The sequence below is a fragment of the Angustibacter peucedani genome (assembly GCF_054779595.1).
This window is the reverse complement of the sequence record NZ_BAAGXY010000057.1, coordinates 41,619-52,903: the sequence shown is the minus strand read 5'-3', so window position 1 is coordinate 52,903 and position 11,285 is coordinate 41,619. Positions and strand designations below refer to the sequence as shown.

13 protein-coding genes are annotated in these 11,285 nt (G+C 75.2%); 8 read left to right on the top strand and 5 right to left on the bottom strand.

All coding sequences use genetic code 11. The annotated features are described in order from the left end of the window. Positions 1-198: 198 nt before the first annotated feature. Together ACYVJ4_RS11665 and ACYVJ4_RS11660 are read left to right on the top strand one after the other, a co-directional pair. On the top strand, positions 199-567 hold the full coding sequence (locus ACYVJ4_RS11665) for a gamma-glutamylcyclotransferase family protein (protein ID WP_460460292.1): 369 nt from the start codon (positions 199-201) through the stop codon (positions 565-567). Then, positions 564-1,376, top strand: a complete 813-nt coding sequence (locus ACYVJ4_RS11660; protein ID WP_460460291.1) for an LLM class flavin-dependent oxidoreductase — start codon at positions 564-566, stop codon at positions 1,374-1,376. Before ACYVJ4_RS11665 ends, ACYVJ4_RS11660 begins: the two co-directional genes overlap by 4 nt. 6 nt (positions 1,377-1,382) lie before the next feature. Here the strand turns inward: ACYVJ4_RS11660 and ACYVJ4_RS11655 are convergent, their stop codons facing one another. The 5 genes from ACYVJ4_RS11655 to ACYVJ4_RS11635 are packed head-to-tail and all read right to left on the bottom strand — an operon-like array spanning position 1,383 to position 5,570. Then, positions 1,383-1,901, bottom strand: a complete 519-nt coding sequence (locus tag ACYVJ4_RS11655; protein WP_460460290.1) for a GNAT family N-acetyltransferase — start codon at positions 1,899-1,901, stop codon at positions 1,383-1,385. Positions 1,902-1,961: 60 nt separating this feature from the next. Further along, positions 1,962-2,822 (bottom strand): pyrroline-5-carboxylate reductase, encoded by an 861-nt coding sequence (gene proC, locus ACYVJ4_RS11650; RefSeq protein ID WP_460460289.1) that lies wholly within the window; start codon positions 2,820-2,822, stop codon positions 1,962-1,964. 2 nt (positions 2,823-2,824) lie between these two features. Next, the gene (locus ACYVJ4_RS11645; protein WP_460460288.1) at positions 2,825-3,760 is read right to left on the bottom strand and encodes a proline dehydrogenase family protein; all 936 of its coding nucleotides are present in this window, start codon (positions 3,758-3,760) and stop codon (positions 2,825-2,827) included. A 22-nt stretch (positions 3,761-3,782) separates the two neighbouring features. Continuing rightward, entirely contained in the window at positions 3,783-4,604 is an 822-nt protein-coding gene (locus ACYVJ4_RS11640) for a sugar phosphate isomerase/epimerase family protein (RefSeq protein ID WP_460460287.1), read from the bottom strand. A 33-nt stretch (positions 4,605-4,637) separates the two neighbouring features. Then, entirely contained in the window at positions 4,638-5,570 is a 933-nt protein-coding gene (locus ACYVJ4_RS11635) for a Ppx/GppA family phosphatase (protein ID WP_460460286.1), read from the bottom strand. 54 nt (positions 5,571-5,624) lie between these two features. Here ACYVJ4_RS11635 and ACYVJ4_RS11630 point away from each other — a divergent pair, with 54 nt between their 5' ends. The 6 genes from ACYVJ4_RS11630 (at position 5,625) to ACYVJ4_RS11605 (ending at position 11,255) form a co-directional block, all read left to right on the top strand. Then, positions 5,625-6,530 (top strand): hypothetical protein, encoded by a 906-nt coding sequence (locus ACYVJ4_RS11630; protein WP_460460285.1) that lies wholly within the window; start codon positions 5,625-5,627, stop codon positions 6,528-6,530. Between the two features lie 2 nt (positions 6,531-6,532). After that, positions 6,533-7,240 (top strand): class I SAM-dependent methyltransferase, encoded by a 708-nt coding sequence (locus ACYVJ4_RS11625; RefSeq protein ID WP_460460284.1) that lies wholly within the window; start codon positions 6,533-6,535, stop codon positions 7,238-7,240. A gap of 48 nt (positions 7,241-7,288) precedes the next feature. After that, positions 7,289-7,642, top strand: coding sequence for a hypothetical protein (locus tag ACYVJ4_RS11620; RefSeq protein ID WP_460460283.1), 354 nt, complete (start codon positions 7,289-7,291; stop codon positions 7,640-7,642). Positions 7,643-7,698: 56 nt separating this feature from the next. Then, positions 7,699-9,096, top strand: coding sequence for a DNA repair protein RadA (gene radA / locus ACYVJ4_RS11615; RefSeq protein ID WP_460460282.1), 1,398 nt, complete (start codon positions 7,699-7,701; stop codon positions 9,094-9,096). Positions 9,097-9,247: 151 nt separating this feature from the next. After that, positions 9,248-10,339: a DNA integrity scanning diadenylate cyclase DisA gene (disA, locus tag ACYVJ4_RS11610; RefSeq protein ID WP_460460300.1), complete on the top strand. Its 1,092-nt coding sequence runs from the start codon at positions 9,248-9,250 to the stop codon at positions 10,337-10,339. 7 nt (positions 10,340-10,346) lie between these two features. Continuing rightward, the gene (locus ACYVJ4_RS11605; protein ID WP_460460281.1) at positions 10,347-11,255 is read left to right on the top strand and encodes an HhH-GPD family protein; all 909 of its coding nucleotides are present in this window, start codon (positions 10,347-10,349) and stop codon (positions 11,253-11,255) included. Positions 11,256-11,285: the final 30 nt, after the last annotated feature.

Below are 11,285 nucleotides of genomic sequence, written 5' to 3'. Positions count from 1 at the left end.
CGGCACCCTGCTCTGCGGGCGCCACCACCGCCACGTCCACGCCACCGGCATGACCGCCCGCCTCGTCGGCGGGCGCATCGTCTGGTCCACCGATCCACCGGACCGAGTACCAGACCACAACGCACCACCGAGCAGAGCCACTGCAGCGGTCGACGGCCTCGTCCGACGCTTCGTGACGCGGCTGCGAGGATCGAGCCCATGACCGAGCGGTTGTTCGTCTACGGCACCCTCGCACCGGGGCGGAGCAACGCGCACGAGCTGGCTGGCGTCCCGGGCACCTGGACGCACGCCACCGTGCGCGGGCACCTGCTGCCCGAGGGCTGGGGCGCCGCGCTGGGCTACCCGGCGCTCGTGCCGGACGACGACGGGCCGACGGTGGCCGGTCTGGTGCTGGCGTCCGACGCGCTGGCCCAGCACTGGGACCGGCTCGACGCGTTCGAGGGCGACGGGTACGACCGCGTCGTCGTGAGGGCCACCACGGACGACGGCAGCACGGTCGCGGCCTGGGTCTACGTGCTGCGGCCCGGTCCCGGCTCGCCGCACCAGCGGCCGGGTGCCACGTCGTGACGCCGCGGTACTCGCTGACCACCGGTGCGGCCGGGGAGCTCACGCCACAACGGCTGGCCGAGCTGGCGGCGCTGGCCGGGTGGGACGCGGTCTTCCTGGAGGACTACCTCGTCTACCAGGGTCACGACGAGCAGCCGACCTGGGACCCGTGGACGTGCCTGGCCGCGATGGCGGTGGCCACCACGCGCCTGAAGATCGGCACGACGGTGACCCCGCTCCCCCGCCGCCGCCCGTGGGACCTCGCTGCCCAGGTGGTCTCGCTCGACCAGCTGAGCGGCGGTCGGGTCGTGCTCGGGGTGGGAGCCGGCGACGGCGGCGACCCGGGCTTCTCGCGGGTCGGCGGGGCGACGACCGCGGCCGGACGTGCCGCCGACCTCGACGAGTCGCTCGAGGTGCTCGCCGCCCTGATGACCGGCGAGCCGGTCCACCACCGCGGACCGCGCCACACGCTGGACGGGCTGCGGCTGGCCGCGCGTCCGGTGCAGCGGCCACGGGTGCCGATCTGGGTCGGCGGCGACCTGACCGTCCCCGGCGTCCGGCGTCGCATCGCCCGGTACGACGGCTGCTGCGCCTACAAGGGCTCGACCGACGTCGACCACCCCGAGATCACGCCCGACGACGTGGCCGCGCTGCTGGCCGAGGTCGCCGACGTCCGCGGGACGACGGACGGGTTCGACATGAAGGTGGGCGGCGACCCCGATGGCTGGCCCGCGCTGGCCGCGGCCGGCGCGACGTGGCTCGGCCGGTGGGTAAGCCCGCTCGAGCCCGACGCGGTGCTCCGCGCGGCGGAGCAGGGTCCACCTCGCTGAGGCCGCTCAGAGCTCGGTGGTGGGGACCCAGCCCGGGTCGTCGCCGACCGGCAGGATCATCGCCAGCTCCTCGACGTCCGCGTCGTTGGTCATCGGACGACGCTCGTCGGCCGGGCGGAAGCCGGCGCTGCTGAAGAACGCGACAGCGCGGCCGTTGTCGGTCGAGACCCACAGCTTCACGGCGCGGCGGCCGTCGTCCTTCGCGTGCCGTGCGGCCTGCCGGGTGAGCTGCCACGCGACGCCCTTGCCGCGGAAGTCGGGTGAGACCCACATGCCGAACAGCTCGGCCACGTCGGCCTCGCTGGCCTGCCCCACGGACGCGATGCCGACGGGCTGCCCGTCGGACTCGGCCAGCAGCCGGGCCGACCGCCCCATCCGCAGCCGCCAGAACGACTCGTCGTAGTCCTTCTCCTCGTCGTAGGACGAGGCGAAGGCGTCGGGCGCGTCCTGCAGCGCCGCCAGCCGGATCTGCTGGTACGCCTGCCAGTCATCGCCCCCGAGGGCTCGCACGGTGACCTCGCTCATGCCCCAGAGCCTCCCAGACCGAGCGCCTCCGCGGCAGGGCGGGGGCGCGTGAGGATCGCCTCAGCCGTTGCCGGTGGCCAGCTCGCGGCTGCGGTCGCGCGCCGCCTCCATCGCCGTCAGGAACGCCGCCCGGACCTTGTGGTCGTCGAGCTCGCGCAGCGCGGCCATCGTCGTCCCCGCCGGGCTCGACACCTGCTCGCGCAGCACGGTCGGGTGCTCGCCGGTCTCGCGCAGCATCGTGGCCGCGCCGTACAGCGTCTGCACGACGAGCTCGGTGGACGTCGCGCGCGGCAGCCCCAGCAGCACGCCGGCCTCGATCATCGCCTCGACCACGTAGAAGATGTACGCCGGTCCCGACCCGCTGATCGCGGTGACGGCGTCCTGGTACTGCTCGGGGATGCGGACGACGCGCCCGCACGAGCGCAGCAGCTCCTCGGCCTCGGCCAGGTGCGCCTCGTCGCAGTGCTCACCGGGGCTGATCGCGGCCATGCCCTCGTCGACCAGCGCGGGGGTGTTCGGCATGACCCGCACGACCGGGGTGCCCTGCGGCAGACCGGCTTCGAGCGTCGCCGTCGTGATGCCCGCGGCCAGCGACACCACCAGCGTGCCCGGCTGGATCGCGTCGTGGACGTCGGCGAGCGCCGTGGCCATGTCCTGCGGCTTCACGACGAGCACGACCGTGCTCGCACCCCTTGCGGCAGAGGCGTTGTCGAGCACCTGGACGCCGTACTTCTCGGTGAGCTCGGCCGCCCGCTCGGGCCGTCGCTCGCTGATGACGACCGAGTCCGCCGACCGTCCCGAGCGCAGCAGCCCCGACAGCAGCGTCTCGCCCATGACGCCCGCGCCCAGGACGGCGAGCGGGCCCTGCCGTCGTCCGGTCGGCTGCTCGGCGCCCTCGGCCGACGGCTGCTGCTCGGTCATGGTCAGCCCTTCGTCACCAGGGAGCGCAGGAAGAACACGGTGTTGGCCGGGCGCTCGGCCAGGCGGCGCATGAAGTACCCGTACCAGTCGTCGCCGTAGGGCAGGTAGACGCGCATCTTCTCGCCCTGGTCGGCCAGCCGCTGCTGCTCGTCCGGGCGGATGCCGTAGAGCATCTGGTACTCGTAGCTGCCCTGGCTGCGCCCGGCCTGCACGGCGAGCGCGCCGCCGATGTCGACGAGCCGCGGGTCGTGGGTGGCGAGCATCGGGTAGCCGTCTCCCTGCATCAGCGCCTTCATGCAGCGCACGTACGAGCTGTCGACGTCCGCCTTGCTCTGGAAGGCGACGGACTCGGGCTCGTCGTAGGCGCCCTTGCACAGCCGCACCCGCGAGCCCGCACCGGCCAGGTCGCGGCAGTCGGCCTCGGTGCGGTGCAGGTAGGCCTGCAGCACGGCGCCGACCCACGGGAAGTCGCCGCGCAGCTCGCGCAGCACCGACAGCGTCGAGTCCGTGGTCGTGTGGTCCTCCATGTCGAGCGTCACCGTGGTGCCGGCCTGCGAGGCGGCCTGGCAGATGTCCCACGCGTGCTCGAGCGCGATCTTCTCGCCGTCGCCGTCCAGGGCCTGGCCCACGGCCGACAGCTTCACCGACACCTCGGCCCGGCCGCCCTCGGTCAGCCCGGGGGCCTGCAGGTGCTCGAGCAAGGACACGTAGGCGTCACGGGTGGCGCGCGCCTGGGCGATGTCGAGCGTGTCCTCGCCGAGGAAGTCGATCGTGGCCAGGCGGTGCGAGTCGGTGAGCTCGGTCGCGGCCCGCACGGCGTCCGTCACGTCGGCACCCGGGACGAACCTGCGGACGACGCCGCGGGAGATCGGCGCGGTCTCGACCAGGTGACGCACCCGGTCGCTCTTGGACATCTGCAGCAGGGCCTGACGGAGCATGGCGCCAGACTAGGGCAGCAGGTCAGGCCGGGCGCCCGCCCGCCGGTGCCGCGAGGTTGAGCCGGGCGAAGGCGAGCGCCTCGGCCAGGTCGGTCTCGCGGTCGGCCCGGTCGCGCAGCCGTCGGGTCGACACCTCGACGACGACGTTGCCGGTCCAGCGCGCGGCGGCCAGCCGCTCGAGCAGCTCGGCGCAGGGCTGGGCGCCCCGGCCCGGCACGAGGTGCTCGTCCTTGGCCGAGCCGAGGCCGTCGGCCAGGTGCACGTGCACCAGCCGGTCGCCCAGGGCCTCGGCCATCGCCAGCGCGTCCGACCCGGAGGTCGCGGTGTGCGACAGGTCGAGCGTCACGTGCCGGTAGTCGAGGTCGACCGGGTCCCAGCCCGGCAGGTAGGCCTGGATCTCCCGGTTGCGGGCCCGCCACGGGAACATGTTCTCGACCGCCAGCCGCAGCCCCGTGCGCTCCTCGAGGTCGTGGATGCCGTCGACGAAGCCGCGCGCGTAGTCGCGCTGCCAGCGGAACGGCGGGTGCACCACGACGGTGCCGGCGCCGACCTCCTGCGCCACCTCGCACGCGCGGTCGAGCTTGGGCCACGGGTCGGTGCCCCACACCCGCTGCGTCACCAGCAGCGTCGGCGCGTGGATCGCCACGACCGGGAGCTGGTGGTGCCACGAGAGCCGTTGCAGCGCAGCGGGGTCCTGGCTTACCGGGTCGGTCCACACCATGATCTCGATGCCGTCGTAGCCGAGCCGGGCGGCCATCTCGAACGTCGCGGCGCACGACTCCGGGTACGCCGAGGCGGTCGACAACGACACCCTCGCGGGCGCCTCGGTCACCGGCCGGCTCATGCCCTCCACCCTAGGAGCCCGCGCTCCTGGCGCTCATCCCGCACCGATCCAGTCCAGGCGCCGCAGGATGACCCCCTCGCGCAGGGCCCACGGGCAGATGTCGAGCGAGCTCGCCCCGAGCAGGTCCATCGCGGCGTCCGCCACCACCGCCCCGGCCAGCAGCTGGCGCGCGCGCAGCGGCGAGACGCCGGGCAGCTGCGCGCGCTCGGCGGCCGGCATGGTCGTGAGCCGGTCGAGCCAGTCCGCGACGTCCGCGCGGGCGAGCGTGCGCACCGCGAACGGCCCGTCGGACGACGGCGCCGCCCCGGCCACCCGTGCGAGCGACCGCAGCGTCTTGCTCGAGCCGACGACGCGGTCGGGAGCCCCGCCCACCGTGACCTTGCGGACGACGCGCGCCACCTCGGTGCGCACCCAGCGCCGCAGCTCGCGCACCGCGTCCGGGTCGGGCGGGTCGCCGGGCAGCCGCTCGCGGGTGAGGCGCCCGGCACCGAGCGGCAGGGACAGCGCGACGTCCGGCTCCTCGTCCAGGCCGGCCGCGACCTCGAGCGAGCCGCCGCCGATGTCGAGCACCAGCAGCCGGCCGCTCGACCAGCCGAACCAGCGGCGCACGGCCAGGAAGGTCAGCCGCGCCTCGTCCTCGCCGGTGAGCACCTGCAGGTCGGCCCCGGTGGCGCGCACGACGTCGTCCAGCACCGCCGCGCCGTTGGGCGCCTCGCGGATCGCGCTGGTGGCGAAGCCGAGCACGTCCTCGCAGCCCTGGTCCTCCGCGACGACCAGCGCAGCGCGGACGGCGGCCAGCAGGCCGGCGGCGCCCTCGTCGGAGATGGCCCCGCCCGCGTCGAGGTGCTCGGCGAGGTGCAGGTCCGCCTTGTGCGAGAAGGCAGGCAGCGGGTGGGCGCCCGGGTAGGCGTCGACGACGAGCAGGTGCACCGTGTTCGAGCCGACGTCCAGGACACCCAGCCGCATGGCGCCGACGCTACCGGCCCGGCGCCGCCCCCGGACGCCGCCTAGGCTGGCGACGTGCCAGAGACCTCGCTCGACACGCCCCGCACCTGGGTCGAGTTCGTCGACCCCACCACCGCCGACGACGAGACGCCGCAGGTCTTCCGCTGCGACCTGACCTGGCTGACGTCGTCGTGGACCTGCATCTTCGGCCGGGGCTGCGAGGGCATCTACGCCGACGCCCCCGACTACGGCTGCTGCACGCTCGGCGCCCACTTCACCGAAAAGGCCGACCACCGCCGCGTCAAGGAGGTCGTCGCCGACCTCACCCCCGAGACGTGGGAGCGGCACGCCGAGGGCACCGGCAAGCAGGGCTGGACCGAGCGCGAGGACGGCGCGAAGAAGACCCGCGTGGTCGACGGCGTCTGCATCTTCTTCAACTCCAAGGACTTCGCCGGCGGCTACGGCTGCGCGTTCCACCACGAGGCGGCCCGGCGCGGCGTGCCGTTCCACACCCTCAAGCCCGAGGTCTGCTGGCAGCTGCCGCTGCGGCGCACCTACCGCACCGTCGAGCGCCCCGACGGCACGTCGTACCTCGAGGCCTCGATCGGCGAGTACGACCGGCGCGGCTGGGGACCGGGCGGCCACGACCTGGACTGGTACTGCAGCGGCAACTCCGAGGCGCACGTCGGCGCCCAGCCGGTCTTCCGCTCCAACGAGGGCGAGCTGCGCGACCTGATGGGCGACGCGGGGTTCGAGGAGCTCGCGCTGCGGTGCGAGGCGCACCTGGCGACGGTCAGCACGGCGCGCACCACCGCTGCCGGACGACGGCTGCTGCCGCTGCTCGTCCACCCCGCAACCCTTGCGGCAGAGGCGGAAGGGCGCATCGCGCCGCGCGGCGACGACGGCCTGGCCGCCGACGTCCCGGAGAAGGCGCGGGTCGAGCGGCGCGGCAGCGGCCGGGCCGCGAACCGCCGCCGCTGACCATGGGGCTGCCCGGCGTCGTCCCGAGCCCCAACATCTGGCACCACGCCGCCGTCTACGAGCGCGAGAACCGTGCCTTCGACCCGGACGGCGTCGTCGAGCGCGCCATGGCCGAGCGCCACGACTGGACCGGCCAGGTGCTGCTGGACGTGGGGTGCGGCAACGGTTTCCACCTCCCGCGGTGGGCCGGGCGGGCCCGTCGCGTGGTCGGCGTCGAGCCGCACCCGCCGCTGCTGCAGGCCGCTCGCGAGCGGGTGGGCGCGCTGCCGCCGGACGTCGGTGCGCGCGTGCAGGTGCGGGCCGGCACGGCGCAGGCGCTCCCGGTGCCGGACGCCTCGGTCGACGTCGTCCAGGCGCGCTGGGCCTACTTCTTCGGGCCGGGCTGCGAGCCGGGACTGGCCGAGCTGGCCCGCGTCGTCCGGCGGGGCGGCACGGCGTTCGTCGTCGACCACGACGCGACGCGCTCGACCTTCGGCCGCTGGTTCCAGCGCTCACTGCCGTCCTACGACCCCGTTGCGGTGCAACGGTTCTGGGCACGCCAGGGTTGGCAGCGCGAACCGCTGGACGTGCGCTGGGAGTTCGCCGACCGGGCCGACCTCGAGGCCGTCGTCCGGATCGAGCTCACGCCGGACGTCGCGGACGACGTCCTCGCCGAGCACACCGGTACGACGCTCGACCACGCCGTGAACCTGTGGTGGCGCCGGTTCTGACGGCGCCGCAGGGCTTGCACCGCGGCCGGATCGGAGGATTCTGGAGCCATGAGCGCGCACGCCAAGGAACCGGCGCCCCCGCTGCGCCACGTCGACCCCAACACCCACCACATGGACAAGCCACCGGCGATCTCGCTCGTCGAGCTGGCCCTGGTGGCCGCGGCCTACCTCTTCGCCCTCGTCGCCCCGAGCTTCGTGGTGTCGCCGTCGGCCACGAGCGCCTCGGGCGGCAAGCTCGCGCTGGCGGCCGGGCTCACCGTGCTCGGCGTGCTGGTCGCCCTCGTGGTCGCGATGATGGCCTACCGCCGCACCCGCAACTTCTCGTGGCTGGTGATCGGCATCGTCCCGTCGATCACGCTGGTCGCCGGCGCGGCGATCCTGGCCGGGACCAAGGCCGGCTGACGGCGGGGTCGGGCGCGTCGGGCGGCGCTGTCGGCGGCCTCTCCTAGAGTCGCGGCATGTCGTCCAGCACCTCCCGCAAGGCCGCCCCGCCCAAGCCCTCGTTCCGCTGCGCGGAGTGCGGCTGGGTCACGTCGAAGTGGGTCGGCCGCTGCGGCGAGTGCCAGGCGTGGGGCACCGTCGACGAGGTCGGTGCGGTCACGGTGCGCACCACCGCTGCCGGCCCGGTCACGGCGCCCGCCCGCCCGATCGTCGAGGTCGACGCCCAGCTGGCCCAGGCCCGCGCCACCGGCGTCGGCGAGCTCGACCGCGTGCTCGGCGGCGGGTTGGTGCCCGGCGCGGTCGTGCTGGTGGCCGGCGAGCCCGGCATCGGCAAGTCGACCCTGCTGCTCGACGTCTGCGGCCGCGAGGGGCGCGAGGGCCGTCGGGTCCTGTACGTCACCGGCGAGGAGTCGGCCGCCCAGGTGCGGCTGCGCGCCGAGCGGATCGAGGCCATGGCGCGCACCCTCTACCTCGCCGCCGAGACCGACCTCGGCGCCGTGCTCGGCCACGTCGACCAGGTGCAGCCCGACCTGCTCGTCATCGACTCGGTGCAGACCATCGGCTCGGCCCAGGTCGACGGCGCCGCGGGCAACGTCGCGCAGGTGCGCGAGGTCGCGGCCGCCCTGATCGCCGTCGCCAAGGCGCGCGGCATCGCCACCCTGCTGGTCGGCCACGTCACCAAGGACGGCTCGATCGCCGGCCCCCGGGTGCTCGAGCACCTCGTCGACGTCGTCGTGCAGTTCGAGGGCGAGCGGCACTCGCGCCTGCGGCTCGTGCGCGCGGTCAAGAACCGCTACGGCCCCACCGACGAAGTGGGCTGCTTCGACCTCTCGGACGCCGGCATCGTCGGCCTGCCCGACCCGTCCGGCCTGTTCCTGTCGCACGGCACCGACTCCCCCGAGCCCGTGCCCGGCACGTGCGTCACGGTCACCCTCGAGGGCCGTCGTCCGCTGCTGGCCGAGGTCCAGGCCCTCGTGGCGCCGAGCGTGCTGCCCTCGCCGCGCCGGGCGACGTCCGGGCTCGACGGCAGCCGGGTCTCGATGCTCACGGCCGTGCTCGAGCGGCGGGCCCGGGTCAGCATGCGCAACGCCGACATCTACGTCTCGACCGTGGGCGGGGTGCGGGTGAGCGAGCCCGCCACCGACCTCGCCGTCGCGCTCGCGGTGGCCGGCGCCGCCGCCGACCGCGCCCTGGTGCCGCGCACCATCGCCTTCGGCGAGGTCGGGCTGGCCGGCGAGATCCGTCCGGTCGGGGGCGTGCCTCGCCGGCTGTCGGAGGCCGCGCGCCTGGGCTTCACCACCGCCATCGTCCCGGCCGGGGCGCTCGCCGGCGGTGGCCAGCCCGAGGGCATGAAGGTGCTCGAGGTGCCCGACCTGGCCACGGCGGTGCGGGTGGCGACGCTGCGGCCCGTGTGAGCCCGGTGACGATCCGGTGACGACGGGCGCGGCCGCGGCCACGACGCTCGGCGTCGACGGCCCCGCCCGCTACGATCAGGGCACCGCGGGCGCCGGTCGGCGACCCGGTGCCAGCACGACGTCAGCAGCACGACCACCGGCGCGGCAGGGGATGCACGTGGCGATCGCAGAGCCGAACGAGGACGAGCTCCTGCGCTCGACGCTGGCCGCGGCCGCCCCCGGCACCCTGCTGCGCGACGGCCTCGAGCGGATCCTGCGCGGCCGCACCGGCGCCCTGATCGTCCTCGGCAACGACCGCACGGTCGAGAGCATGTCGAGCGGCGGCTTCCCGCTCGACGTCGAGTTCTCGCCGACCCGCCTGCGCGAGCTGGCCAAGATGGACGGCGCGATCGTGTGCGACCGCGAGGCGGCGCGCATCCTGCGGGCCAGCACGCAGCTGCTGCCCGACCCGTCGATCGAGACCGTCGAGTCCGGCACCCGGCACCGCACCGCCGAGCGCGTCGCCAAGCAGACCGGCTACCCGGTGATCGCCGTCAGCCAGTCGATGCGCATCATCGCGCTCTACGTCGGCAACCGCCGGCACGTGCTCGAGGACTCCAGCGCGATCCTGTCGCGGGCCAACCAGGCGCTCGCCACGCTCGAGCGCTACAAGCTGCGCCTCGACGAGGTCACCGGCACCCTGTCGGCCCTCGAGATCGAGGACCTCGTCACCGTGCGCGACGTCGCCGCCGTCGTCCAGCGGCTCGAGATGGTCGGCCGGATCAGCGACGAGATCGCGGGCTACGTGATCGAGCTGGGCAGCGACGGCCGCCTGCTGACGCTGCAGCTCGAGGAGCTGATCGGCGGCGTCGGCCCCGACCGCACGCTGGTGATCCGCGACTACCTCGAGCCGGACGCCGGCGAGGCCGAGATCGACGCCATGCTGGCCGGGCTGGCCCAGCTGTCGTCCACCGACCTGCTCGACCTGGCGTCGGTCGCCCGGCTGATGGGCTACAGCGTCGTCGGCGACGCGCTCGACGCCGCGGTCAGCCCGCACGGCTACCGCCTGCTGTCGAAGGTCCCGCGCCTGCCCGGGGCCATCGTCGACCGCCTGGTCGAGCACTTCGGCAGCCTGCAGAAGCTGCTCGCCGCCGGCCTGGAGGACCTCCAGGCCGTCGACGGCGTCGGCGAGGGCCGCGCTCGCGCCGTCCGCGAGGGCCTGTCGCGCCTGGCCGAGTCGAGCATCCTCGAGCGCTACGTCTGACCCCGTCGTGCCCGACCGCCCGACCCGCGCGGCGGCCGACCTCGTCGAGCCGCTGCTGCGCTGGTACGACCAGCACGCGCGCGACCTGCCGTGGCGCACCGCCGAGCGCACCCCGTGGGGCGTGCTCGTCAGCGAGGTGATGCTGCAGCAGACGCCGGTGGTGCGGGTCGAACCGGTCTGGCACGCCTGGATGCGCCGCTGGCCGACCCCGGCCGCCCTGGCCGCCGAGCCGGCAGGCGAGGCGGTGCGCGCCTGGGGCCGGCTCGGCTACCCGCGCCGGGCGCTGCGCCTGCACGCCGCCGCCACCCAGATCACCGAGCGGCACGGCGGGGTGGTGCCGCACGACCACGACGCCCTGCGGGCGCTCGACGGCGTCGGCGAGTACACCGCCGCCGCCGTGGCGACCTTCGCCTTCGGCGGGCGGCACGCCGTGGTCGACACCAACGTGCGCCGGGTGCTGGTGCGCACCCTGGTGGGCGACGCGTACCCCGCCACCGCGCTGACCGCGGCCGAACGCCGGCTGGCCGAGCAGGCCGTGCCGGACGACGACGACCTGGCCCCGCGCTGGGCGATCGCCGTCATGGAGCTCGGCGCCCTGGTCTGCACGGCCCGCGCCCCGCGCTGCCCGGACTGCCCCGTGGCCGACCGGTGCGCCTGGCGGCGGGCCGGGTCGCCGGCGCACGACGGTCCCCCGCGCCGTGGGCAGGCCTGGCACGGCACCGACCGGCAGGTGCGCGGCCGGCTGCTGGCCGTGCTGCGGACGGCCGACGGCGACGTCCGGCGGGCCGAGCTGGTGGCCGCGGTGCCGGACGACGAGCTGCGCGACCCGCGGCAGCGCGACCGCTGCCTGGCCGGGCTGGTCGAGGACGGCCTGGCCGAGCCGGTGCCGCCGGACCGCTTCCGGCTGCCGACCTGATCCCGCGCGGCTCCGACCTGACCCGCGCTG